Below are 24,730 nucleotides of genomic sequence, written 5' to 3'. Positions count from 1 at the left end.
GCTCGTGGCAGGAAATCTATCCCCTGGCCCCCTGCCATGCGACCCGAATATTGCGCATTGCCGGGAATGCGGGCATGAGGGGGGCATGGCCGCTCAGCTAGACTATCACACGATGCGCGAGATCTTCACCCGGTTCCAGGAGGCGGAGCCGGAGCCCGAGGGCGAACTGCATCACGTCAACGCCTTCACGCTGGTGGTGGCGGTGGCGCTGTCGGCACAGGCGACGGATGCGGGGGTGAACAGGGCCACGGCCGAGCTGTTCAAGGTGGCCGACACGCCCGAGAAGATGCTGGCCCTGGGCGAGGAAGGGCTGATCGACCATATCAAGACGATCGGGCTCTACCGCAACAAGGCCAAGAACGTCATGAAGCTGTCGCGCATCCTGGTGGATGACTATGGCGGCGAGGTGCCCAATTCCCGCGCGGCGCTGCAATCGCTGCCCGGCGTGGGGCGCAAGACGGCGAACGTGGTGCTCAACATGTGGTGGCAGTACCCGGCGCAGGCGGTGGATACGCATATCTTCCGCGTCGGCAACCGCACCGGCATCTGCCCCGGCAAGGACGTCAACGCCGTCGAGCGCGCCATCGAGGATCACGTGCCGGTCGACTTCCAGCCCCATGCGCATCACTGGCTGATCCTGCACGGGCGCTACACCTGCAAGGCCCGCAAACCCATGTGTCCCGCCTGCCTCATCCGGGACCTCTGCCAATTCGAGGAAAAGACCCTATGACCAAGTACCAGGCCGTCGGCATCGGCAATGCCGTTGTCGATGTCATCTCGCAATGCGACGACCAGTTCCTGTCGACGATGGGAATCGAGAAGGGGATCATGCAGCTGATCGAGCAGGAGCGCGGCGAGCTGCTCTATGACGGGATGCAGAACCGCACGCAGATGTCGGGCGGCTCGGTGGCGAACACCATCGCGGGGCTCGGGGCGCTTGGGCTGAAGACCGGCTTCATCGGGCGGGTGAAGGATGACGAGCTGGGCCGGTTCTATGCCGACGAGATGGCCGGGGTGGGTACGGATTTCGTGAACACGCCGGTGGCGGGTGGCGAGCTGCCGACCTCGCGCTCGATGATCTTCGTGACGCCGGATGGCGAGCGGTCGATGAACACCTACCTGGGCATTTCCACCGAGCTGGGGCCGGAGGACGTGGATGACGACGTGGCGGGGCAGGCGGGGCTGCTGTTCCTCGAGGGGTATCTCTTCGACAAGGACAAGGGGAAAGAGGCCTTCCTCGCCGCCGCGCGGGCCTGCCGGGCCGGGGGCGGGCGCGCGGGGATCGCCCTGTCCGACCCGTTCTGCGTGAACCGGCACCGCGACGATTTCCGCCGGCTGGTGACCGAGCTGGACTACGTGATCGGCAACGAGCACGAATGGCTGGCGCTCTACCAGACCGACGACCTCGGCGCGGCGTTGGAACAGGCGGCCGCCGACAGCGGGCTGATCGTCTGCACCCGGTCGGGCGAGGACGTGGTGCTGGTCGAGGGCGACGAGACGGTGACCGTGCCGGTCGACCGGGTCACGCCGGTCGATGCCACCGGCGCCGGCGACCAGTTCGCGGCCGGGTTCCTCTACGGCGTGGCGACGGGCCAGCCGCTGGCGGTGTCGGGGCGGATGGGCTGCATCGCGGCGGCCGAGGTCATCGGCCATTACGGCGCCCGGCCCGAAAAGGACGTGAAGGCGCTCTTTGCCGCGGAAGCGTTGATCTGACGGTGGCTTGACCTGTGGCGGGGCGTCGCGTGGCCACTGTTGGATTTGGATATTTAAACCAAGAAGAAACAGGGTGTGCGCGCCCGACCTCCGGCGGCGGGCCGGAAAGCCGGGCGCGACTTCTCCTTGGGCGGTCATCGGCTTCCCAGCCTGTACCGCCCCTGAATTCAACCATCCCGTGGTTAAGAAACCCTTGCTTCTTCTTGGGAAAGTATCCCGGGGTGAATTGGCCCGCAGGGCCAAGAGGGGCAGCGCCCCTGACCCCCGCCAGCCCCCCGGGCATACCGGCCCCGGCCCCATGCGCCTGATCCGCAACGTCCTCCTCGCCCTCGTGGCGCTGCTGGCCGCCTACCTGCTGGCGGCCATTGCCGGCGCGCTGATCCCCGGCCCGATGCAGGAGGCGCCGGAACGGCCCGGCCCGCCCGTCACCATCCACCTTGTCTCCGGCCCGATCCACTACGATTTCGTCCTGCCGCTGACCCCCGAGACCCGCGCCGCCTTCGTGCCCCTTGCCGACCACGGCCTGCCAGTCGATGCCGCCGGTGCCCGCTGGCTGATCATCGGCTGGGGCGCGCAGGAGTTCTACACCACCACCGGCAGCTATGCCGACCTGAGCCTCACCGCCATCTGGCGCAGCTTCACCGGCGATGCCTCGGTCCTGCGGGCCGACGTCATCGGCCCCCTGCGCGAGGGGCTCGACCTGCCCGCCCTAACGCTGACCGCCGGCCAGTACACCCGGCTCCTCGCCGCCATCTCCGGCAGTTTCCGCCGCGACGACACCGGCGCCCCGATCCCGCTGGACGCCGCCGGTTTCGGGTCCACCGACCGGTTCTTCGCCTCCCACGGCCGGTTCGACATCCTGCGCACCTGCAACACCTGGGTCGCCGCCATGCTCCGCGCCGCCGGCCTCCGCTTCGGCGCCTGGACGCCCACGCCCTACGCCGTCACCCTCTCGCTCGCGCGGTTCGCCCCCGCCGCGCCGGGCTGACGCCGCCCGCCCCGGCACACGCCGCAGGTTTCCGTGCAACACCGCCCGCCTACACCGGCCATCTAGACATTCCGGGATTCAGTATTCCGCCGGAACACTTTAGCCTGCCGCCAGATCGCGCAGTCATCCGAAGGACAGGCATGGAAAAGAAGAAGCTCAGCGGCCTGCCGCGCCTCGCCGCCGCCGCGCGGAATTCGCTGGCCGGGTTCCGCGACGCCTGGCGCGGGGAAGAGGCGTTCCGCATCGAGGTCACCCTTCTCCTGCTCTCGATCCCCGCCGCCATCTGGATCGCCCGCGACCCGCTGCACATCGCCCTGCTGATCGCCTCGGTCCTGCTGGTGCTGATCGTCGAGGTGCTCAACACCGCCATCGAGGCCGCGATCGACCGGATCGGCCCCGACCGCCACGAGCTGTCGCGCGTCGCCAAGGACCTCGGATCTCTTGCCGTGGCACTATCCGCCCTGGTTCCCGGCCTGCTCTGGCTGGCCGCGCTCTACGAGAAATTCCTTGCCTGACCGCGCCCCCTACCGCGTCCTGAACCGCCGCTCGATCATCGCCCGCAGCCGGATCAGGTCCGACACGCAGGCGCCGATATCCACCATCACGTCCACGTCCGCCTCCCGCCATGTCCGGCGCACCGTGTCGATGGCGCAAAGCGCCCCCACCGGCCGCGCCCCCGGCCCGTGGATCGGCACGCCCAGATAGGCCCTCACCCCCAGCTCCGGCACCGCGTGGTTGTCGCAGACCCGCGCATCGCTCGGCGCATGTTCCACCACCAGCGGGCGGTTGTCGCCCGTCACCAGCCGGCAGAAGGAATGCGACAGCGGCGTCTCGCGCCGCTCGGCATACTCGCCCGTCAGGCCCAGCGCGCTCTTGAAGAACTGCCGCCCCTGCGCCTCGTCCACGATCGAAACCAGCGACACCGGCACCGCCAGCACCCGCGCCACCAGCCGGGTGAACTTGTCGAACACCTCCTCGGGCGGGCTGTCCACAAGCTCCAGCGCGTGCAGCGTTTCGGCGAAATCCCGGAAAGACCTCCCGCCGGGCCTGCTCCGCTCTGTGCGGTCCGCAATCATGTTTCGGGCCATGCTCTCTCTCCTGTCCCGGCTCCTGTCCTGACCCCGGACATGCCCCGCCGAGGTAAACCGAAGGTAAATCTCCCCCCTGACACCCCCTGTCAGCCCCCCACGCCCCCGCCCGATTGCCCACTGGCCCCCGGCCCGCGCCCGTGGCATATCTGCGGGCAACCAACCCACCGACCACGGAGCGCGCGCATGACATTCGGCAAAGGCTGCCACCTGCACCTGATCGACGGCTCGGCCTTCATCTTCCGCGCCTACCACGCCCTGCCGCCGCTCACGCGCAAGTCCGACGGCCTGCCCATCGGCGCGGTCTCGGGCTTCTGCAACATGCTCTTTCGCTACGTCTCCGACGATCATGGCGCCGATGCACCCACCCACGTGGCGGTGATCTTCGACAAGGGCAGCCACACTTTCCGCAACGACATGTATGACCTCTACAAGGCCAATCGCGACGAGATGCCCGAGGACCTGCGCCCGCAGATCCCGCTCACCCGCGACGCCACCCGCGCCTTCAACATCGCCTGCGAGGAGATGGAAGGATACGAGGCCGACGACATCATCGCCACCCTCGCCTGCCAGGCGCGCGACCTGGGCGGGCGTGTCACCATCGTCTCTTCCGACAAGGACCTGATGCAGCTCGTGGGCGACGGGGTCGAGATGCTCGACGCCATGAAGAACCGCCGCATCGACGTGGAAGGGGTGGAGGAGAAGTTCGGCGTCAAGCCCGACCGCGTGGTCGACGTGCAGGCGCTCGCCGGCGACAGCGTCGACAACGTGCCCGGCGCCCCCGGCATCGGCATCAAGACCGCCGCCTTGCTCATCAACGAGTTCGGCTCGCTGGAAGAGCTCCTCGACCGCGCCGGGGAAATCAAGCAGCCCAAGCGCCGTGAAACCCTGATCGAGAAGCGCGAGCAGATCGAGCTGTCCAAACGCCTCGTCCAGCTCGACTGCAACACGCCCCTCACCTTCACCCTCGACGACCTCGAGATAAAGGAGCCCGATCCGCAGACCCTGATGGATTTCCTCACCCAGATGGAATTCCGCACGCTGACCAAGCGCATCGCCGACACGCTGAATGTCGAGGCCCCGGTCATCCCAGACACCAACCCCGCCGGCGCCAACCCGGCCGAGGAAGCCCCCGACTGGCCCGCCATCGACCCGTCAGCCTACGAGCACGTCCAGACGATGGAGGCGCTGCAGGTCTGGATCGACCGTATCACCGCCCGCGGCCATGTCGCCATCGACACCGAAACCACCTCGCTCAACGAGATGCAGGCGGCCCTCGTCGGCATCTCCCTCGCCGTCACCCCGGGCGAGGCCTGCTACATCTCGCTGCGCCATACCGACGGCGGCTCCGGCGGCGCCGATGACCTCTTCAACTCCGAGACCCGCGCCGAGGGGCAGCTTGACCCCGACACCGTCCTGGCCGCCCTCAAACCGATCCTCGAGGATGACGCCATCCTCAAGATCGGCCAGAACATGAAATACGACGCCAAGATCTTCGCCCGAAACGGCATTTCCATCGCGCCGATCGACGACACGATGCTGATGTCCTACGCCCTCAATTCCGGCATTCACAACCACGGGATGGACACGCTCTCCGAACGCTACCTTTCCCACGTGCCGATCCCCATCAAGGAGCTGCTCGGCACCGGCAAATCCGCCATCACCTTCGACAAGGTCGCCATCGACAAGGCCGTGGGCTACGCCGCCGAGGATGCCGATATCACCCTCCGCCTCTGGCACATCTTCAAGCCGCAGCTCCACGCGGCCCGCGTCACCACCGTCTACGAAACCCTCGAACGCCCCCTCGTGCCGGTGCTGGCCCAGATGGAACGCCACGGCATCCAGGTCGACCGCGACACGCTCTCCCGCATGTCCGGCAAGTTCGCCCAGAAGATGGCCCAGCTCGAGGAGGAGATCCACACGCTGGCAGGCCGCAAGTTCAACGTCGGCTCGCCGAAGCAACTCGGCGAAATCCTCTTCGACGAGATGGCGCTCGAAGGCGGCAAGAAGGGCAAGACCGGCGCCTATGCCACGGGGGCGGATGTGCTCGAAGACCTCGCCACCCTGCACGAACTCCCCGCCCGCATCCTCGACTGGCGCCAGCTCTCCAAGCTGAAATCCACCTATACCGACGCGCTCCAGGATCACATCGACCCCGACACCGGCCGCGTCCACACCTCCTACGTCCAGACCGGCGCCAGCACCGGCCGCCTCGCCTCGACCGATCCCAACCTGCAAAACATCCCCGTCCGTACCGAGGAAGGCCGCCGCATCCGCGAGGCCTTCGTCGCCCCCGACGGCAAGACGCTGCTCTCCCTCGACTACTCCCAGATCGAGCTGCGCATCCTCGCCCATATCGCCGATATCGGGCAGCTCAAGCAGGCCTTCGCCGACGGTCTCGACATCCACGCCATGACCGCGTCCGAGATGTTCGACGTGCCGCTGGCCGAGATGACGCCGGAAATCCGCCGCCGCGCCAAGGCGATCAATTTCGGCGTGATCTACGGCATCTCCGGCTTCGGCCTCGCCCGCCAGCTCCGCATCCCCCGCGGCGACGCGCAGGACTTCATCAACCGCTATTTCGAGCGCTTCCCGGGCATCAAGACCTACATGGACGACACCGTCGCCTTCGCCAAGGAACACGGCCACGTCCAGACCCTCTTCGGCCGCAAGATCCACACGCCCGAAATCGCCGCCAAGGGCCCCCGCGCCGGCTTTGCCCGCCGCGCCGCCATCAACGCGCCCATTCAGGGCACAGCCGCCGACATCATCCGCCGCGCCATGATCCGCATGCCCGCGGCGATCGAGGGGCTGCCCTGCAAGATGCTCCTGCAGGTCCACGACGAACTGCTCTTCGAGGTCGACGCCGGCGCCGCCGAACAGGTCATCACCGCCGCCCGCGAGATCATGGAAGGCGCCGCCAAGCCGGCCGTCCACCTCGACGTGCCGCTCGTGGTCGACGCCGGCCAGGGCAGGAACTGGGCCGAGGCCCACTGACCCCGCGCCCCGGGCCTGACCCGGGGCCTCTCGCCGCCGTTTCCCCGCCGGGCACGTGCCCCGTAAAGCGGCTGCCAACCCGACATGCCAAAAGAAAAAACGCCCGCCGGATTCCCCCGGCGGGCGCTTCACATCCTTCAGGAAAAGACCTCAGCGGCGCGGATCGTCGCTGTCGTCCTCCTCGTCGTCCTCGTCATCCGAGCTGTCCGGCAGGTTGAAGAAGCTGTCCGCGTCGTATTTCTCGTTGTCGTCGCGCTCTTCCGCGTCGTCCCCGGACAGGCTGAACGTCTCCAGCCCCTCGATGGCGGTGGGCATCTTCGGCTCCGGGTCCATCTCGAGGCTCTGCTCGGTGCTCAGCAGGCGGCGGCGCGCCTCGTCATCCATCGGCTCGCCTTCCTTGGCCTTCTTGGCTGCGGCCTTCTGCACGGCGGCGTCCAGCTCCGACTGCTTGCACAGGCCCAGCGCCACCGGGTCGATCGGCTGCATGTTGGAAATGTTCCAGTGCGTCCGCTCGCGAATCGTCTGGATCGTCGGCTTCGTCGTGCCCACCAGCTTGGCGATCTGCGCATCGGCCAGCTCGGGGTGGAATTTCACCAGCCACAGGATGGCGTTCGGCCGGTCCTGCCGTTTCGACAACGGCGTATAGCGCGGCCCGCGGCGTTTTTCCTCGCCCACGGCGGCCGGGTTGAACTTCAGCTTCAGCTTGTGCAGCGGGTCGTTCTCGGCCTTGTCGATTTCTTCCTGCGTCAGCTGGTTGTTGGCAATCGGGTCGAACCCCTTCACGCCGGCCGCCACGTCGCCATCGGCGATGCCCTGGATCTCGAGCTCGTGCATCCCCGTGAAATCGGCGATCTGCTTGAAGCTGATCGTCGTGTTGTCCACCAGCCAGACGGCGGTGGCCTTGGCCATAAGCGGTCCTGACATTTCCTTACGTCTCCTTCACGCATATCTTCCCCGCCGCCTGAAATGGCTGTCCCGCTGGGGGACGAGTTTCCGTTGTCGGGGAACTGACGGGCTATATAGTCCCCATGCGAATAAAATGAAAGTCCGAATAATGCGTGTGCTCCTCGTGCTTCTTTTCTGGGCCTCCACGGCCCTGGCCGACGGCGAAAAGGCGGGAAAGTTCGACTATTACGTCCTCGCGCTCAGCTGGTCGCCCACCTGGTGCGCGCTCGAGGGCGACGCCCGGAACTCCCCGCAATGCGACGCCTCGGCCGATTACGGCTGGATCCTGCACGGGCTCTGGCCGCAATACCACCGCGGCTGGCCGGCCCACTGCCCCACCGCCGAACGCCCGCCCACGCGCACCATGACCGAAGAGATGACCGATATCATGGGCTCCTCCGGCCTCGCCTGGTACCAGTGGAAGAAACACGGGTCCTGCTCGGGCCTCTCCGCGCCCGCCTACTACGCGCTCGCCCGCGACGCCTACAACAGCCTCACCCGGCCGGATGTCTTCCGCAAACTGAAAGACCCCGTCAAGCTCCCGGCCTCCGTAGTCGAACAGGCCTTCCTCGAGGCCAACCCCGGGCTCGAGCCGGACATGCTCACCATCACCTGCCGCGCGGGCCGCATCCAGGAGGCCCGCCTCTGCCTCTCCAAATCCCTCACCCCGGTCCCCTGCGGCCGCGACGTGGTGAAGGACTGCCAACTCGACAACGCGCTCTTCGACCCCATCAAGTAAGGCGCACCCCAACTTTCACTTTTCCAAAAATACTCAAATCCCGACGCCCGCCAAACGCGCAACCGTCAGAAAATCCGCCCCACCAGCACCACCAGTGCCACTGGCCACATCAGCACATGCAGCACGTAATCGAACCAGTTGCTGCTGCCCCAGCCCATCACCCACGCCGCCTGCCCCAGCACGGCCACAAGCGGCAGGAACCAGTTCCCCGTGGCAAACCCGTATCCGCACACCGCCAGCACCATCACCGCCACCGGCACCGGCGCATAGCCCCACCGGTACATGTCCAACGGCACCACCCCGAACGCCGCCGCCAGGAACACCGCGTAGAGCACCAGGAAAACCAGCAGCTCCCACGTCGCGACCCCCGCCATCGGCACGCCCAAGGACACCGCCACGTGCCGCAGCGCCAGCGCCGGCAGCATCACCCCGAACGGCGCCAGCAGCGCCACCGCACCGCCCACCGCCATGCTCTCCCGGAACAGCGCCACAGCCAGCACACCGACAACCGCGCCAAGACCGGCCGAAAGGGCAGGCGAGGCCACCCAGCCCAGCAGGGCAAACACGACCCACCCCACCAGGACAGCCAACGCCGCCATCACCCCCAACCCGGTCATTGCGCCGCCACCCAAGCCTGGTTGAACACATGCGCCACCAGCCCCCGCTTGGTGCCCTTGGAATAGGCCAGCACGATCTCGCCGGTCCGCAGCCGCCGCAGCATCGGATAGCGCAACGCGCCATCGCCCTCGAACTCTTCCAGCACCCGCCAGCTTTCGCCCTCGTCCTCGCTCAGCACCAGCCGCAGAACCTCCGGCCGGTCCCCGTCATCGTTGACCGCCAACAGGATACGCCCCTCGCCCAACCCCAGCGCCGCCACGGGCGAGCTCGGGTTCTCCACCGCCATCGGCGCGACGCGCGACCAGCTCTGCCCGCCATCCTCCGTCCGGCTTACCAGCAGCTTCCGGCTCGGGTCGAAATCCCGCAGGAACGCCACGGCGCGCGTTTCGCTCAGCGGCACCACCATCGGCTGGATCGGCTTGCCGAACCCGTTCATTCGCCGCGTGTCCCTGACCCGGCCCGCCTTGTCCAGCCGCGCCAGAACCCCAAACGTGCTGCCCATCTCGAAATAGGCGGGCAGGCCATAACTCCCGTCCGCGTATTCCACCATCGGCGACTTCACCAGGTTCGACCGGCCCAGCACCGGCGACAGGTCCAGCTTACGCGCCCGGCTCGGCTGCCCCCCCGGCGCCCGAACATCGACGACCGAGGCCATTGCCCAGCCGCCCACCGATGCCACCGTCGCGTACAAGCCGTCCCGTACCGCCTCGTTCTCGATCGTGTTGCCCAGCGTCACCACGATCTGCCGCGGCGCCATCACGCGCGCCAGCCCGCCGCGCGTCACCAGCAGCCCGGTCGTACCCCGCAGCCACCCCTCGGTGTCCCGCTCGAACCCGGTATAGTGAATGTCCACATCCGCCTGCGCCTCTTCCGAGCCCTCGAACCAGATGATCGTGAACCCCTCCTCGCGCACGAGGATGCCGGGCGAATGCGCCTGCCCGGTCTCGGCGGTATAATCGAACACCGTCTCGAAAACCGGCTCGCCCTCGGGCGCCACCACCTCCGGCACCACGAACCGCCAGCTCAGCGCGGCATCGGCGCGGATCGCCCAGACGCTCAGGCACAGGCTGACCAGCCCCAGCCCGACGATCGCAAGCTGAACCGCGCCCAATGCCCTACCCGACCTTGAGGACGATCTTGCCGATATGCCCGCTCGACTCCATCCGCGCATGGGCCTTCGACGCCTCCGCCAGCGGGAATTCCGAATCCATCACCGGCGCGACCTTCCCGGCCTCCAGCAGCGGCCAGACGTGCTCGCGCAGCCCCTGGGCGATCTTCGCCTTCGCCTCGTCGCTCTGCGGGCGCAGGGTGCTGCCGGTGATCGTCAGCCGCCGCACCATCACCTGCGCGAGGTTCATCTCCACCTTCGGCCCCTGCATGACGGCGATCTGCACCAGCCGGCCGTCATCGGCCAGGCATTTCAGGTTCCGCGGCAGGTAATCGCCCGCCACCATGTCGAGGATCAGGTGCGCCCCACCCTCGGGCTTCAGCACCTCGACGAAATCCTCGTCCTTGTAATTGATCGCCCGCTCGGCGCCGAGGTCGAGGCATTTCTGGCACTTCTCGTCAGACCCGGCCGTCGTGAACACCCTTGCCCCGAACTCCCGCGCCAACTGGATCGCCGTCGTCCCGATCCCGGAAGAGCCGCCATGCACCAGGAACCGCTCCCCGGCCTTGAGCCCGCCGCGCATGAACACGTTGGTCCAGACGGTAAAGAACGTCTCCGGAAGACAGGCGGCCTCCTTCATCCCCATCCCCTGCGGCACCGGCAGGCAATGCGCGGCCGGCGTCGCCACGTACTCGGCATACCCCCCGCCCGGCAGCAATGCGCAGACCTTGTCGCCGACCTTCACGCGGCTCACGCCGGCCCCGACCGACACCACCTCGCCCGAGGCTTCCAGCCCCGGCAGGTCGCTCGCCGTCTTCGGCGGCGGGTACGCGCCCGCCCGCTGCGAGGCATCCGGCCGGTTCACCCCGGCCCAGGCCACCTTGATGACCACCTCGCCATGGCGCGGCTCCGGCACTGGCCGGGTCGTCGGCTTCAATACGTCCGGCCCGCCGGCCTCGCTGATCTCAACGGCGTTCATCGTCCCGGTCATGCGCGCATCTCCTTCTTCGGCGGCCCTGTCTCGGCCCCCTGTTTCCCACCTGCCTCCTGCAATGGCAACAGCGCTCAGCCCGGCCCCGACCAGCGCCCGGGCATCCCGGTCTGGTGCGGACCTTTCGGCGGCTTGATCCTGTTCAGGAACGACAGCGGCCCGTTGATCAGCCCGCTCACGAACCGGTTCTCGGCGGCCTGCGCCTTGACCTTTTCGAACTGCATCACGTCGTCGATCCTGCGGTCGAGGAACTCCCAGGTCCGCGCGTGATCCTCGCTGTCGTCGCCCAGCCAGTACAGCACGGTCGAGCCATACACCCCCGACAGTGTCGCCCGCTTCGTGTACCAGTTCACGTCGTCCGAACTGTCGCCCAGCGCGGTCCAGATCCGGTCACAGGTCCGCCAGACCGCCTGCGCCCCGTCCAGCGCATGATGCGGCAGCGAAAACAGCGTCATCCCCCGCCGCACGAGCTCCTTGTCCTCGCACACCTCCAGCCGCAGCCGAACGGCCGTCGCCACCTTGTCACGGAACCGCATCTCGCTCATGTCGGTCTCTTCGATCCGCCGGATCATCTCCATGTCGCCCGCCTCGTGATAGGCCAGCGCCAGGTCGACCGCGCCGCGCGGGCAAACCGCCCGTGCCAGCCCCGGCGCCACCCCGGCCTCCTTCACCGCGGCGCGATAGGTCGCCTCGCTCCAGCCATCGAACGGCACATGGGGTTTCGCCGCCTCCAGCAGCCTCGTTTTCACGTCGTCGCCGTCACTCATCGGGCACCTCCGTTTTCGCCTGCGTCACCCTAGACAAACTAAATCGCCTTTGCTATACGGCCACCTCCTGCATTCTCATGCAACTCCAACTTAGAAAGGTGGTGACACCACATGCAGGTTAGTGTTCGCGACAACAACGTCGATCAGGCGCTCCGCGCCCTGAAGAAAAAGCTGCAGCGCGAAGGCGTGTTCCGTGAAATGAAGCTTCGGCAACATTTCGAGAAACCGTCCGAAAAGCGCGCACGCGAGAAGGCCGAGGCCATCCGCCGTGCTCGCAAGCTGGCGCGCAAGAAAGCCCAGCGCGAAGGTCTCCTCTAAGACCCGCACCGCAGCTCTTTGCGACACATCGAAGACGACCCCCGCGGCACCCGCCCGGGGGTTTGTCATTTCCGCAGCGCGGCAAACGCCCGCCGGCAGGTTCCCGCACCTCACGAAATCGTTTACGGCCCGAGAGCGCCCGAGCCCCTACCTTTTCCACAGGAAAGGTAAGCCGATGTCAAAACCGACCCCCCGCCGCCGCTTCCTCCGCACTGCCGCTGGCTTTGCGGCCATGGGCGTCCTTTCCCGGCCGGCGCAGGCCGCATTACTCACACCACGACAGACCGAGGGGCCTTTCTACCCCACCGGCTCCATGCGCCGCGCCGACATCGACAACGACCTCGTCCGCATCGCCGGCGCGGTGCGGCAGGCGGGGGGTCACATCATCCGCCTCACGGGCCGCGTGCTCGACCGATCCGGCCGGCCGATCCCCGAGGCCCGCGTCGAAATCTGGCAATGCGACGCGTGGGGCAACTACATGCACCCCCGCGACCGCGGCAGCGACATGCACGACCCGGCCTTCCAGGGCTTCGGCCACGACATCACCGATGCCGAGGGCCGCTACAGCTTCCGCACCATAAAACCCGTCCCCTACCCGGGCCGCACACCCCATATCCACGTCAAGGCCTTCGCCGAGGGGCGCGAGATCACCACCCAGTTCTACCTCGCGGACGAGCCCGCCAACCAGCGCGACGGCCTCTTCCGCCGCCTCTCGCAAGCCGAGCAGGAGGCCGTTTCCATGCGCTTCACCGACACCGGCAAAGACCCGCAGGCCACCGTCGACATCACCCTCTGACCACCGATAACGCTTGATGCCGCCGGCCCGCTCGCCTATCCGGGGGCGAATACGCCACCTGCCGGACACCCGCCCCATGCCCAAAGACCTCCTGATCGACCGCACCCTGCTGGCCGCCATCGCCATCATCTGCGTGATCTCCTTCGCCATCCATCTCTGGGATCCGGTCTATTTCGCCGCCGTCTACGCCTTCGAGGACAGGCTGGTGGAATACGGCACCGCGCTCTTCCTGCTGGTGGCCAGCGGAATCCTCGTCTCGAACGCCCTGTCGCTCAAGGCGAAGGGCCTGACGCTTGCCGCCATCCTCACCGCCTTCTACGCCCTGCTCTTCTTCCTCGGCGCGGGCGAGGAAGTGTCCTGGGGCCAGCGCATCTTCGGCTGGGAATCGAGCGAGTTCTTCCAGGAAAACAACAAGCAGATGGAAACCAACTTCCACAACCTCGTGGTCGGCGGCACCCACCTGACCAAGACGATCTTCGGCACCGGGCTGACGGCGGTGATCCTGCTCTACCTGATCGGCCTGCCGCTGCTCTACCCGCGCGTCGGTGTCATCCGCCGGCTGGCCGACCGGCTGGCCATTCCGGTGCCGGGCCTGCGCCACACGCTCTTCGCCATCGGCGCCAGCCTGGTGATCGTCGCGATGGGCGACCAGAACCGCAAATGGGAAGTCTACGAGCTGATCTTCAGCCTGCTGATGGTCTCGATCTTCCTGATGCCCCAGAACCGCCACGCCACCCGCTGACAATCCTCCGCCCCGGGCCTGACCCGGGGCCTCGCACCACACGCCACCCCGCCCCGGCCCCCGAGCCGGGGCCTCGCGCCCCACACACAGCGCCTAGATAATCTCGTCCTCGTCGAACAGCGGCGCCGCCTCCATATGCGCGCTCACGCCTTCCGCCGCGTGGTCCGCCCGCGGCGTATCGGCCACGTGGAACAGCGCATCCCCCTCGTAGACCGTCGGCATGTTCGACCGCCCGATCACGATGCCGTTGCGGTCACAGACCACCTCGCTCTCGGCCTCGCCGAACGGGTCGGAAATCGCCCCCAGCACCGTGCCCGGCACCACCGCCGCCCCGATCGGCACGTAGCCGCGGAACACCCCGCCGGCGGGCGCCCGGTACCAGTGCGACTCGCTGGCCAGCACCGGCGCGTGGCGCACCTTGGGCACGCCCTTGCCGCCGATCATCTTCAGGTGCTGCATCACCCGCAGGATGCCGCTCACCCCGGCCCTAGCGGCCAGCTCGTCGAACCGCAGCCCCTCGCCGCCCTCGTAGAGCAGCACGTCGACCCCGGCCGCCTCCGCCGCCATCCGAAGCGAGCCCTCGCGCAGCTTCGACGGCAGCATCACCGGCGCGCCGAACGCCCGGCCCAGCTCCGCCAGCCGCCCGTTGCCGGGCGTCAGCCGGATCTGCGGCAGGTTCAGCCGGTGAATGGCCGCCGAATGCAGGTCGATCCCCACATCGGCCCGGCGCACCACCTCTTCCATGAAGATATGCGCCAGCCGCGACGCCATCGAGCCCTCGCTCACCCCCGGGAAACACCGGTTCAGGTCGCGCCGGTCGGGCAGGTAGCGGGAATGGTTGTGAAACCCGAACGTGTTGACGATCGGGATCGCCATCAGCGTGCCGGCCATGGATTTCAGCGCCTTGGCCCGCAACAGCCGCCGCACGATCTCGACCCCGATCACCTCGTCGCCATGCACGGCGGCCGAAACGAAAATCACCGGGCCCGGCTTGCGGCCGTGGATGACATGCACCGACAGGTTCACCGGCGTATGATCCGACAGGGTGCTCACCGGCACGTCGACCGTCCGGCGGGTGCCCACCTCGATCACGTGCCCGTTCAACTTGAATGCCTCGCGGCCGCTCATGCCCGTCGCCGTTCCGAACCTTTACCGGATGCCATAGGCAAAAACCGTACAACTGTCCATCTCACCCCGGCCCCGGGGCCGCACACCGGGCGTCTTTCTGGCCGAAATCACCCACCCGGCCCAGGCTCACCCGCCACGCCCCGCTTCTTCTGGCCGGAAATATCCCGGGGGAGGCGTTGAAACCCCGCAGGGTTTCAACGTCGGGGGCAGAGCCCCCATCACACCGGCCGAACAATCACCCCGGCAGCTTGGCCTTCCGCAGATACGGCAGCACCGTCTCGAACGACCCGAACTTGGCCTTCGCGTCCTCGTCGCTCACCGCCGCCGGGATGATCACGTCCTCGCCCACCTGCCAGTCGGCGGGGGTGGCAACGCCCTTGCCCGTGCTGGTCTGCAGCGCGTCGAGCGCCCGCATGACCTCGCCGAAATTGCGGCCCACGGTCATCGGGTAGGTCATGCTCAGCTTGAGCTGCTTGTCCGGCCCGATGATGAAGACGCTGCGCACCGTGGCGCTGTCGGCGGGCGTGCGGCCATCGGGCAGGTAGGCCTCGGCTGGCAACATGTCGAAGGCCTTCGACACCTCGAGGCCGATATCGGCGATGATCGGGAAGCCCGGCTTGGCGCCGCCCACCTTCTCGATGTCGCCCTTCCACTTCTTGTGGTCCTCGACGCCATCCACCGACACGCCGATCACCTTGCAGCCGCGCTTCTCCCACTCGTCGGCCAGCCGTGCCACGGCCCCGAACTCGGTGGTGCAGACCGGGGTGAAATCCTTCGGGTGCGAGAACAGGATCGCCCAGCTGTCGCCGATCCATTCATGCAGCGAGAATGTACCCTGGTCGGTTTCGACCATCAGGTCGGGGATGGTGTCGTTGATGCGAAGTCCCATGATGATCTCCTTTTCGAGCTTCGGGATTCCCCTGCAAGATACGCCTTGCCCGCCGAATTTGAAGCCCTCTCCCTTGCAGCCGCCATGCGCCGGTGACAATGTAACGCCGAATCCGGCCGGGGCGTGCCTGCTCCGGCCGTCCGCCATTCTGAAGGAACGGAGCCAGAGACCATGATCGAGAAACGCCAGTTCTACATCGACGGGGCCTGGGTCGACCCGAAAGACGGGAAAGACCACAACGTCATCGACCCCTCCACCGAGGATCCCTGCGCCATCATCAGCCTCGGCGGCCAGGCCGACACCGACGCCGCCGTCGCCGCCGCCAAGGCCGCCTTCCCCGCCTGGATGGCCACGCCGCCGGCCGAACGCATCGCCTATGTCGAGAAGCTCTACCAGGCCTACAAGGCCCGGGCCGAGGACATGGCGCAGGCGATCAGCCTCGAAATGGGCGCCCCCATCGACCTCTCCCGCCAGCAGCAGGTCGGCGCCGGCATCGGCCACATCAAGGCTTTCCTCGAAACCGCCAAGACCTTCCACTTCGACGAGCCGCTGGGCGACCACGCCCCCAATGACCGGATCATCCACGAACCGATCGGCGTCGTCGGCATGATCACGCCCTGGAACTGGCCGATGAACCAGGTCACGCTCAAGGTCATCGCGGGCCTCATCGCCGGCTGCACCATGGTGCTGAAACCCTCCGAGGAATCCCCCCTCTCCTCCATGCTCTTCGCCGAGATGGTGGACGAGGCCGGCCTGCCCAAGGGCGTCTTCAACCTCGTCAACGGCGACGGTGCCGGCGTCGGCTCGCAGCTCTCCGCGCACCCCGATGTCGACATGATCTCCTTCACCGGCTCCTCGCGCGCCGGCAAGCTGATCTCCAAGGCCGCCGCCGACACCCTCAAGCGCGTCAGCCTCGAGCTGGGCGGCAAGGGCGCCAACCTGATCTTCGCCGATGCGGATGAAAAGGCCGTCAAGCGCGGCGTGCTGCACTGCATGAACAACTCCGGCCAGTCGTGCAACGCGCCCACCCGGATGCTCGTCCAGCGCGAGGTCTACGACCAGGCCGTCGAAACCGCCGCCGAGGTGGCGAACAAGATCACCGTCGGCTCCTCGCACGAGGAAGGCCGGCACATCGGCCCCGTCGTGAACGAAGTCCAGTTCAACAAGATCCAGGATCTCATCCAGAAGGGCATCGACGAAGGCGCCCGTCTCGTCGCCGGCGGCACCGGCCGCCCCGACGGGCTCAACCGGGGCTTCTTCGTCCGCCCCACGGTCTTCGCCGACGTCAACAACGACATGACCATCGCGCGCGAGGAAATCTTCGGCCCGGTCCTGTCGATCATGCCCTTCGACAGCGAAGAAGACGGCATCCGCATCGCCAACGACACCCCCTATGGCCTCACCAACTACGTCCAGACCCAGGACAGCGCCCGCGCCAACCGCGTGGCCCGCGCCCTGCGCTCGGGCATGGTCGAGATGAACGGCCAGTCGCGCGGCATGGGCTCGCCCTTCGGCGGCATGAAACAGTCGGGCAACGGGCGCGAAGGCGGCAAGTGGGGCATCGAGGACTTCCTCGAGGTCAAGGCCGTCTCCGGGTGGACCCCGGACGCCTGAGCGCGGGCCGATGCAGGCGCATGCCTTCGTCCTGCACCTGACCCGCGCGCGGAAACGGCGGGACAATGCGCATGCGCTCAAGGAAACCTGCGGCCTGCCCGGTGAACTCTGGGCAGCCGTCGACGGCGCGGCACTCGACGCGGCCGACCTCGCCGCCGAAACCGGCACGCGGCTCTTCGCGCCCGCCTACCCCTTCCCCCTCAAACCGGGCGAGATCGGCTGCTTCCTCAGCCATCGCCAGATCTGGGCCGAGATCCTCCGCCGCGACCTCGATCACGCCCTCATCCTCGAGGATGACGTGACGCTCGACCGCGACACTTTCCCGCGCGCCCTCGCGCTCGCCACCGCCAATATCGCCGCCTGCGGCTACATCCAGCTTCAGGACAGACCCCCGCAGGGCAACCCCCGCCTGATCGACCAGTCCGGCCCCGCCCGCCTGACCCTGGCCGACATTCCCCAACTCCGCACCTCGGCCCAGCTCGTCAGCCGCGACACCGCCCGCCGCCTGCTCGACACCTCCGACGTGATCGACCGCCCCATAGACGCCTTCCTGCAATGCCACTGGCACACCGGCCTGCGCCCCGCCGCCATCCACCCCGCGGGCATCCGCACCATCGCCGACCAGCTCGACGGCTCCACCATCCAGGGCGGCCGCAAATCCCTCCCCGAGAAGCTCTGGCGCGAAGCCGCCCGCTTCCGTTACCGCCGCGCCCTCGCCCGCCACGCGCAGCAAAGTACGGTGCCGCTGCCGGAGGGCCTGCAATGATCATCACCCGCCTCTTCGGCGGCGCCGGGAACCAGATGTTCCAATACGCCGCCGGCCGCGCCCTGGCCGACCATATCGGCACCGACCTCGCCCTCGACCGCCGCTACATGGTGCTGTGGGACGAGACCCGCGGCGACTGCTTCCCGCACTACGAAAACACCCGCTTCATCGAAGCCGCCGCCCTGCCCCCCACCAAGATGGACAGCCTCCCGCGCTACGCCCTCTGGCGCTGGTTCGGCCGCAAGCCCCGCTTCCACCGCGAGGGCGAACTCGGCTTCAACGAGGATTTCTTCGACCTCCCCGACAACACCTACCTGCACGGCTACTGGCAATCGCCCCGCTATTTCGGCGCCTCCGCAGACCGCCTGCGCCGCGACCTCACGCTCACCACGCCCCTCGACGCCGCCAATGCCGACATGGCCGACAGCATCGTCGCCGCCCCGGTCGCCGTCTCCGTCCATGTCCGCCGAGGCGACTACCTCTCGGGTGGCGGCTTCGCGGCCTGCCCGCCGGAATATTACAGCGCCGCCGTCGACCACCTGACGCAAAAGCTCGGCCAGCCCCTCACCTGCTTCGTCTTCTCGAACGATCCCGCCTGGGCGCGCGACAACCTCTCCCTCGGGCAGCAGACCGTCGTCGTCGACATCAATGACGAGACGAAGGGCCATTTCGACATGCACCTGCAATCGCTCTGCGACCACAATATCATCGCCAATTCGACCTTCTCGTGGTGGGGCGCTTGGCTCAACGACAACCCCTCCAAGATCGTCATCGCGCCGAAAAACTGGTTCGCCCCCGGCAAACCCGGCAACGCCGACCTCTGCCCGCCCGACTGGGTCCGCCTCTGAGCATCCATGCCCTTTTCGGCACAACACCCACCAAAACCAAGCCACCCCGCAAGGGCTGGCGAGCACGCTTTCCCACGCCACCAAAAATCTCTAAACCCCCCAGCATGAGCCCCGCCCCCGACATATCGCAGGCCCGCTTCCGGCCCGACACTGTCCACAAGCGCGATGTGTTCTCGGAAACCGTCTCGGGCACCCTCGACGGAGTCGAAGATTTCCCCGTCGTCCTGCGCAAGCTCGATGGCGTGCCGCTCTGGGCCAAGCCCATCGCCTGGGCACTCGCCCGCCGCGAAATTCGCGGGCTCAGGGCAGTACAGGGCATCGAAGGCTGCCCCGTCCTCGTCCGCGTCGACCGCACCGGCCTGCTGCGCAGCTGGACCAAGGGCACCCCCCTCCACCTCGCCAAGCCAACCGACGCCGCATGGTACAAGGACGCCAAGCGCCTCCTCCGCGAAATGCGCCGCGCCGGGGTCACCCATAACGACATCGCCAAGCCCCAGAACTGGCTGATGACGCCCGAGGGCCGCGCCGCCGTCATCGACTTTCAGCTCGCCTCCGTCCACCGCCGCCGCGGCCCGCTCTTCCGCACCATGGCCCGCGAAGACCTGCGCCACCTGCTGAAACAGAAACGTGCCTACGCGCCCGATCTGCTGACGCCCTCCGAGAAGGCCATGCTCGCCCGCAAGGCGCTCCCCTCCCGCCTCTGGATGGCCACCGGCAAGAAGCTCTACAATTTCATCACCCGCCGCCTGATGAACTGGTCCGACGGCGAAGGCACCGAGGACCGGATCGAGCGCGACGGCCCCGGCCTCCGCGCCGCCCTCCTCGCCCATGACCGGGTGTCCGATGTGGCCCTCTGCACCTTCGCCCTCCCGGCCAAGGGCGTGGGCCTCTACGCCTTCGTCGAAACCGACCTCGCGGAACCCGACCTCCGCGCCCTCGCCCCCGACCCCAAGCCCGACCACATCCAGCCCGTCGCAACACTGCCGCGCCACCCCGACGGCACCCCGCGCATGGACGCGCTACAACTCGTCGCCACCAACCGGCTCGACGAGTTGGAAGAGATGCAGAAACCCGACCCCGCCCTCGCGGCCACCCTGAAACCCATCGTCGCCGCCCGCCAGAACCTCACCGACCGCTCTCGCTGACGCACCGACGTAATACCGACAGAATACCGACGTAATACCGACAGAATACCGACGTAATACCGACGTTGATTTTCCAGCAAACAAAGAGCTTTTCAGAACGGCGCCACCGACCGGAACGTCATCCCCGCCCCCCCGTCCGGATGCCTCAACCGAAGCTCTTCCGAATGCAGCATCAGCCGCGGAAAATCCCGCGCCGCCCCCTCCGCATAGAACGGATCCCCCAGGATCGGATGCCCCATCGCCAGCATGTGCACCCGCAACTGATGGCTCCGCCCCGTCTTCGGCATCAGCCTCACCCGCGTCTCTCCCTCGCCATACCGCTGCACCCGCCAATCCGTCACCGCGGCCTTCCCCGTCTCGTGGCACACCATCTGCTTTGGCCGGTTCGGCCAGTCCACGATCAGCGGCAGATCGACCGTCCCCTTCCGCGGCTCCAGCTTCCCCCAAACCCTTGCCACGTATGTCTTTTTCACCTGCCGCTTCTCGAACTGCAGGCCAAGATGCCGCTGCGCGTGGGGGCTCAGCGCGAAGATCATCACGCCCGATGTATCCCGGTCCAGCCGGTGCACCAGAAGCGCCATCGGGTAGGCCTCCTGCACCCGTGACAGCAGGCAATCCGCCAGGTGCTCGCCCTTCCCCGGCACCGACAAAAGGCCCGACGGCTTGTCCACCACGACGATCTCGTGATCCTCGTGCAGCACCTTGATCGGCTCGGTCGGCGGGGCGTATTCATCCATGCCGCCCGCTTACACCAGCCATGCCCGCAGGGCCACACCACACCCGAAAATCGCTGGACCCTCCCGGCCCCATCCCTATGGTTCGCCCGAAAGGAAAGCCCATGCCCTCACCCGACGTCATCGTCATCGGCGCCGGCGCCGCCGGTCTGGCGGCCACCGAAGCCCTTGTTTCCCTTGGCAAAACCGTCACCTGCATCGAGGCCGGCAACCGCATCTGCGGGCGGGTTTTCACCGACACCGAGACGTTCGGCCTTCCCTTCGACCGTGGCGCGCACTGGCTCCACAATGGCGCCATCAACGCCTTCATCGACAAGGGCAAGGCCCTCGGGCTCGACCTCTACCCGGCGCCCGACCACACCCTCACTGCCGGAGACGACCCCCACGGCACCGCCCTCTGGGCCGAGGTCGACGCCATCAGCGACGCCATGCGCCGCGAGGCCGACGCCGCTTTGTCCAGCCTTTTCAAGCCTCTGACAGACTGGTCCTTCACGGCGGCGATGATGCATGTCCTGCCCATGGGCCGGAACCTGCACGAGATCTCCACCAGGGATTTCGCGGCTTACCAGGAAAGCCCCGACTGGTTCTGCCGCCAGGGCTACGGCACACTCGTCGCCATGACCGCCGCCGACATTCCGGTCACCTTGAACACCAGCGCCCAGCAGGTCACCACCACGGCCAACGGGGTAGAAGTCCTTACAAACAAGGGCATCCTGACCGCAAAGGCCGCCATCGTCACCGTCTCCCAGGGCATCCTCGCCGCCGGCGACATCCGCTTCGACCCGCCCCTCGATACCGCCCATCTCGACGCCATCAACGCCATCACCCTCGGCGCCTACAACCACGTGGCCCTGCAATTCCGGCCCGAGGCCCTGCCGGTGCAGCCCGACACCTGGGTCACCTACAAGATCGAGCCACCCGAAGACGGCGTCCTCCGCGGCGGCGGGGCGCTCTGCAACATCTCCGGCACCGGCCTCTGCGCCTTTGAAAACGCAGGAGATTTCGCCACCGAACTGGAAAACGCTGGCCCCGAGGCGGCCATCGACTACGCCCTCGCGCGCCTCATCGAGATCTTCGGCACCGACCTGAAACCCGCCTTCCTCAAGGGCGCCGCCACCGCCTGGGGCCGCAACCCGCTCTTCAAGGGCTCCTATTCCGGCGCCCTGCCCGGGCAGGCCCACAAACGCCCCGTCCTGCGCCAGCCCCATGCCGAGCGGGTCTTCTTCGCCGGCGAAGCCACCCACGACGCCGAACCCGGCACCGTCTCCGGCGCGCACAAGGAAGGCCTCCGCGCCGCCGAAGAGGTGGCGGCGCTGCTCGGCTGACCTAGGCCTTCACCCGATCCGATTTCGGGTCGTACATCGGCTTCAGGCTGGCCTTCGCCTTCACCTTCGTACCCATCACGTCGATCTCGTAGGTGGACCCCAGCACATCCTGCGCGTTCTCGCCCTTGCAGGGCACGTAGCCCATGCCGACCGCCGCGCCGAGGTAGTGGCCGTAATTGCCCGAGCTGAGGTAGCCCACGTACTCCCCGTCCCGGATCACCGGCTCGTTGTGGAACAGAAGCGGCTCCGGATCCTCCAGCAGGAACTGCACCATCCGGCTCTCTGGCCCGCTTTCCTTGCGCGCCGCCACCGCCGCCTTGCCGATGAAATCCTCTTTCGACAGGTCGACCGCGAAGCCCAGCCCGGCATCGATCACGTTATCTTCGCAGGTGATGTCATGCCCGAAATGGCGGAACGCCTTCTCGATGCGGCATGAATCCATCATGTGCATCCCGCAGAGCTTGAGCCCCACATCCTGCCCGGCCTCCATCAGCGTCTCGAAGACATGCCCTGCCATGTCGGCCGAAACGTAGATCTCCCACCCAAGTTCGCCCACGTAGGAGACCCGGTGCGCCCGGGCGAGGCCCATGCCGATCTCGATCTCCTGCGCCGTGCCGAACGGGTTGACGGCGTTGGAGAAATCGTTGGGCGAGACCTTCTTCAGCAGCTCCCGCGATTTCGGCCCCATCACCGCCAGCACACCCTCGCCCGCCGTCACATCGGTGATCACGACCCGCCGGTCGCCCACATGCCGCCGCAGCCGCGTCTCATCCGCCAGCCGCGTCATCGCCGGGGTGACGACCAGATACGCCGTTTCCGACAGCCGCGTCACCGTCACATCCGCCTCGATCCCGCCGCGGGTGTTGAGGAACTGCGTATAGACGATCTTGCCCACCGGCACCGACATGTTCGCGCCGCAGACATGGTTCAGGAACGCCTCGGCCTCCGGCCCTTCGACCCGCAGCTTGCCGAAGGAGGACATGTCGTACATGCCCACGTTCTCGCGCACGGCCTTGTGCTCGGCGGCCGAGTTCTCGAACCAGTTCTGCCGCTTCCAGCTATACTCATACTCCGGCGTCTGCCCGTCCGTCGCGAACCAGTTCGCCCGCTCCCAGCCGCCGGCCTCGCCCATCACGGCCCCCTGCTCCAGCAGTTGCGCATGGAAAGGCGAACGCCGCACCTCCCGCGCGGTGGCCTTCTGGCGATAGGGGAAATGGTCGGCATACAGCAGGCCCAGCGTCTCTTTCGAGCGTTCGAACAGGTAATGCCGGTTGCCCTGGAACGGGTGCATCCGGCTGATGTCGACATCGCCGACATCATAGGGCTTCTCGCCGTCCTCCATCCACTGCGCCAGCGTTACGCCCGCGCCCCCCGCGCTCTGAATGCCGATGGAATTGAACCCGGCCGCGACCCAGACATTGTCCATCTCCGGCGCCAACCCGAGGTGATAGGCATCGTCGGGCGTAAAGCTCTCCGGCCCGTTGAAGAAGGTGTGAATCCCCGCCTCCGCCAGCATCGGCATCCGGTGACAGGCGGCCTCGAGGATCGGCTCGAAATGGTCGAAATCCTCGGGGAGCTGGTCGAACTCGAAGCTGTCCGGAATGCCGTTCATCCCCCACGGCTTGGCATTCGGCTCGAACGCGCCCAGCAGGATCTTCCCGGCATCCTCCTTGTAATAGGCGCACTCGTCCGGAACCCGCAGCACCGGCATCTGGCCCAGCCCCTCGATGCCTTCGGTCACGATATAGAAGTGCTCGCAGGCATGCAGCGGCACGTTCACACCGGCCATCCGGCCCACCTCGCGGCCCCACATGCCGGCACAGTTGACGACCATGTCACAGGCGATGTGCCCCTGCGCCTCGCCGTCATCGCTGGCCCAGTCGACGCCGGTGATCCGCCGGCCATCGCGCGCCATGCCGGTGACCTTCACCCGCTCCTTCACCAGCGCGCCGCGCTGCCGCGCGCCCTTGGCCAAAGCCAGCGCGATATTCGCAGGGTCCGCCTGCCCGTCCGTGGGCAACCAGACGCCACCGGTCACCCCGTCGAGGTTGATATGCTCGTACCGCGCCTTCACCTCGTCGGGGCTCAGCTCCTCGACCGGCACGCCGAAGGCCCGCGCCATGGCGGCGCTGCGATAGAGCTCCTCCAGCCGCTCTTTCGTCAGCGCGACCGAAACCGAGCCACCCTGCCGCATTCCCGTGGCGACGCCGGTTTCCTCTTCCAGCCCGAGGTAAAGCTCGGCCGAATACCGCGCCAGCTTGGTCATGTTGGCGGTCGCCCGCAGCTGGCCGATCAGCCCGGCGGCATGCCACGTCGTGCCGCTGGTCAGCTGCTTTCGCTCCAGCAGAACCACGTCCTTCCAGCCCAGCTTTGTCAGGTGATAGGCCACCGAACAGCCGATCACGCCACCGCCCACGATCACCACGCGGGCCTTGTCGGGAAGCTCCATCTTACACTCTCCTTCGCGAGGC

General features: G+C 67.3%; 24 protein-coding genes. 14 read left to right on the top strand and 10 right to left on the bottom strand.

Going from position 1 to position 24,730, the window contains the following annotated elements:
• Nucleotides 1–85: 85 nt before the first annotated feature.
• From nth to ACO07J_RS14955, 4 genes are all read left to right on the top strand, one after another.
• Complete coding sequence (gene nth / locus ACO07J_RS14970; protein WP_422030370.1) at nt 86–730, top strand: endonuclease III; 645 nt, start codon at nt 86–88, stop codon at nt 728–730.
• On the top strand, nt 727–1,713 hold the full coding sequence (locus tag ACO07J_RS14965; RefSeq protein ID WP_422030368.1) for an adenosine kinase: 987 nt from the start codon (nt 727–729) through the stop codon (nt 1,711–1,713). The genes nth and ACO07J_RS14965 overlap by 4 nt, the downstream gene beginning before the upstream one ends.
• A 298-nt stretch (nt 1,714–2,011) precedes the next feature.
• Nucleotides 2,012–2,701: a TIGR02117 family protein gene (locus tag ACO07J_RS14960; protein ID WP_422030366.1), complete on the top strand. Its 690-nt coding sequence runs from the start codon at nt 2,012–2,014 to the stop codon at nt 2,699–2,701.
• Nucleotides 2,702–2,841: 140 nt separating this feature from the next.
• Nucleotides 2,842–3,216, top strand: coding sequence for a diacylglycerol kinase (locus ACO07J_RS14955; protein ID WP_422030364.1), 375 nt, complete (start codon nt 2,842–2,844; stop codon nt 3,214–3,216).
• Between the two features lie 9 nt (nt 3,217–3,225).
• Here the strand turns inward: ACO07J_RS14955 and ACO07J_RS14950 are convergent, their stop codons facing one another.
• Complete coding sequence (locus tag ACO07J_RS14950) at nt 3,226–3,789, bottom strand: GAF domain-containing protein (RefSeq protein ID WP_422030362.1); 564 nt, start codon at nt 3,787–3,789, stop codon at nt 3,226–3,228.
• A 186-nt stretch (nt 3,790–3,975) separates the two neighbouring features.
• On the opposite strand from ACO07J_RS14950, the gene polA reads away from it, so the two are divergent.
• Nucleotides 3,976–6,786, top strand: a complete 2,811-nt coding sequence (gene polA, locus ACO07J_RS14945) for a DNA polymerase I (protein ID WP_422030360.1) — start codon at nt 3,976–3,978, stop codon at nt 6,784–6,786.
• A gap of 150 nt (nt 6,787–6,936) precedes the next feature.
• Here the strand turns inward: polA and ACO07J_RS14940 are convergent, their stop codons facing one another.
• Nucleotides 6,937–7,710 carry a DUF1013 domain-containing protein gene (locus tag ACO07J_RS14940; protein WP_422030358.1) on the bottom strand — a complete coding sequence of 258 codons (774 nt, stop codon included), beginning with the start codon at nt 7,708–7,710 and terminating at the stop codon, nt 6,937–6,939.
• 130 nt (nt 7,711–7,840) lie between these two features.
• Here ACO07J_RS14940 and ACO07J_RS14935 point away from each other — a divergent pair, with 130 nt between their 5' ends.
• Nucleotides 7,841–8,470: a ribonuclease T2 family protein gene (locus ACO07J_RS14935; RefSeq protein ID WP_422030356.1), complete on the top strand. Its 630-nt coding sequence runs from the start codon at nt 7,841–7,843 to the stop codon at nt 8,468–8,470.
• A 65-nt stretch (nt 8,471–8,535) separates the two neighbouring features.
• Here the strand turns inward: ACO07J_RS14935 and ACO07J_RS14930 are convergent, their stop codons facing one another.
• From ACO07J_RS14930 to ACO07J_RS14915, 4 genes are all read right to left on the bottom strand, one after another.
• Entirely contained in the window at nt 8,536–9,087 is a 552-nt protein-coding gene (locus ACO07J_RS14930) for a hypothetical protein (protein WP_422030354.1), read from the bottom strand.
• Nucleotides 9,084–10,199 (bottom strand): exo-alpha-sialidase, encoded by a 1,116-nt coding sequence (locus tag ACO07J_RS14925; protein WP_422030352.1) that lies wholly within the window; start codon nt 10,197–10,199, stop codon nt 9,084–9,086. The genes ACO07J_RS14930 and ACO07J_RS14925 overlap by 4 nt, the downstream gene beginning before the upstream one ends.
• A gap of 4 nt (nt 10,200–10,203) precedes the next feature.
• Nucleotides 10,204–11,187, bottom strand: a complete 984-nt coding sequence (locus ACO07J_RS14920) for an NAD(P)H-quinone oxidoreductase (protein WP_422030350.1) — start codon at nt 11,185–11,187, stop codon at nt 10,204–10,206.
• 74 nt (nt 11,188–11,261) lie between these two features.
• Nucleotides 11,262–11,954 carry a COQ9 family protein gene (locus tag ACO07J_RS14915; RefSeq protein WP_422030348.1) on the bottom strand — a complete coding sequence of 231 codons (693 nt, stop codon included), beginning with the start codon at nt 11,952–11,954 and terminating at the stop codon, nt 11,262–11,264.
• Between the two features lie 111 nt (nt 11,955–12,065).
• Here ACO07J_RS14915 and rpsU point away from each other — a divergent pair, with 111 nt between their 5' ends.
• From rpsU to ACO07J_RS14900, 3 genes are all read left to right on the top strand, one after another.
• Nucleotides 12,066–12,272, top strand: coding sequence for a 30S ribosomal protein S21 (rpsU, locus tag ACO07J_RS14910; RefSeq protein ID WP_057812606.1), 207 nt, complete (start codon nt 12,066–12,068; stop codon nt 12,270–12,272).
• Between the two features lie 175 nt (nt 12,273–12,447).
• Nucleotides 12,448–13,068: a hypothetical protein gene (locus ACO07J_RS14905; RefSeq protein ID WP_422030345.1), complete on the top strand. Its 621-nt coding sequence runs from the start codon at nt 12,448–12,450 to the stop codon at nt 13,066–13,068.
• A gap of 76 nt (nt 13,069–13,144) precedes the next feature.
• A complete protein-coding gene (locus ACO07J_RS14900) occupies nt 13,145–13,810 on the top strand; it encodes a hypothetical protein (RefSeq protein WP_422030343.1) in 666 nt (221 codons plus the stop codon).
• A gap of 93 nt (nt 13,811–13,903) precedes the next feature.
• Here ACO07J_RS14900 and ACO07J_RS14895 read toward each other — a convergent pair whose 3' ends face one another.
• Together ACO07J_RS14895 and ACO07J_RS14890 are read right to left on the bottom strand one after the other, a co-directional pair.
• Nucleotides 13,904–14,938 carry a succinylglutamate desuccinylase/aspartoacylase family protein gene (locus ACO07J_RS14895; RefSeq protein WP_422030341.1) on the bottom strand — a complete coding sequence of 345 codons (1,035 nt, stop codon included), beginning with the start codon at nt 14,936–14,938 and terminating at the stop codon, nt 13,904–13,906.
• A 235-nt stretch (nt 14,939–15,173) separates the two neighbouring features.
• The gene (locus ACO07J_RS14890) at nt 15,174–15,827 is read right to left on the bottom strand and encodes a peroxiredoxin (RefSeq protein WP_422030339.1); all 654 of its coding nucleotides are present in this window, start codon (nt 15,825–15,827) and stop codon (nt 15,174–15,176) included.
• Between the two features lie 171 nt (nt 15,828–15,998).
• Here ACO07J_RS14890 and ACO07J_RS14885 point away from each other — a divergent pair, with 171 nt between their 5' ends.
• The 4 genes from ACO07J_RS14885 to ACO07J_RS14870 all read left to right on the top strand — a co-directional run bounded on the left by ACO07J_RS14885 (nt 15,999) and on the right by ACO07J_RS14870 (nt 20,200).
• Entirely contained in the window at nt 15,999–17,441 is a 1,443-nt protein-coding gene (locus ACO07J_RS14885) for an aldehyde dehydrogenase family protein (RefSeq protein ID WP_422030337.1), read from the top strand.
• A 10-nt stretch (nt 17,442–17,451) separates the two neighbouring features.
• A complete protein-coding gene (locus tag ACO07J_RS14880; protein ID WP_422030335.1) occupies nt 17,452–18,207 on the top strand; it encodes a glycosyltransferase family 25 protein in 756 nt (251 codons plus the stop codon).
• Nucleotides 18,204–19,055, top strand: a complete 852-nt coding sequence (locus ACO07J_RS14875; protein ID WP_422030333.1) for an alpha-1,2-fucosyltransferase — start codon at nt 18,204–18,206, stop codon at nt 19,053–19,055. The genes ACO07J_RS14880 and ACO07J_RS14875 overlap by 4 nt, the downstream gene beginning before the upstream one ends.
• 104 nt (nt 19,056–19,159) lie before the next feature.
• Complete coding sequence (locus ACO07J_RS14870; protein ID WP_422030331.1) at nt 19,160–20,200, top strand: serine/threonine protein kinase; 1,041 nt, start codon at nt 19,160–19,162, stop codon at nt 20,198–20,200.
• 92 nt (nt 20,201–20,292) lie between these two features.
• Here the strand turns inward: ACO07J_RS14870 and ACO07J_RS14865 are convergent, their stop codons facing one another.
• Entirely contained in the window at nt 20,293–20,937 is a 645-nt protein-coding gene (locus ACO07J_RS14865) for an RluA family pseudouridine synthase (protein WP_422030329.1), read from the bottom strand.
• A gap of 101 nt (nt 20,938–21,038) precedes the next feature.
• Between ACO07J_RS14865 and ACO07J_RS14860 the strand changes: the two genes are divergently transcribed.
• Nucleotides 21,039–22,259: a flavin monoamine oxidase family protein gene (locus tag ACO07J_RS14860; protein ID WP_422030327.1), complete on the top strand. Its 1,221-nt coding sequence runs from the start codon at nt 21,039–21,041 to the stop codon at nt 22,257–22,259.
• Between the two features lies 1 nt (nt 22,260).
• Here ACO07J_RS14860 and ACO07J_RS14855 read toward each other — a convergent pair whose 3' ends face one another.
• A complete protein-coding gene (locus ACO07J_RS14855) occupies nt 22,261–24,708 on the bottom strand; it encodes a GcvT family protein (RefSeq protein WP_422030325.1) in 2,448 nt (815 codons plus the stop codon).
• Nucleotides 24,709–24,730 lie beyond the last annotated feature (22 nt).

It is taken from the genome of Roseovarius sp., assembly GCF_965228755.1.
In the GTDB taxonomy this organism is placed as follows: Bacteria; Pseudomonadota; Alphaproteobacteria; order Rhodobacterales; family Rhodobacteraceae; genus Roseovarius.
The sequence above is the reverse complement of the archived record's forward strand: the minus strand, read 5'-3'. Positions and strand labels throughout refer to the sequence as shown.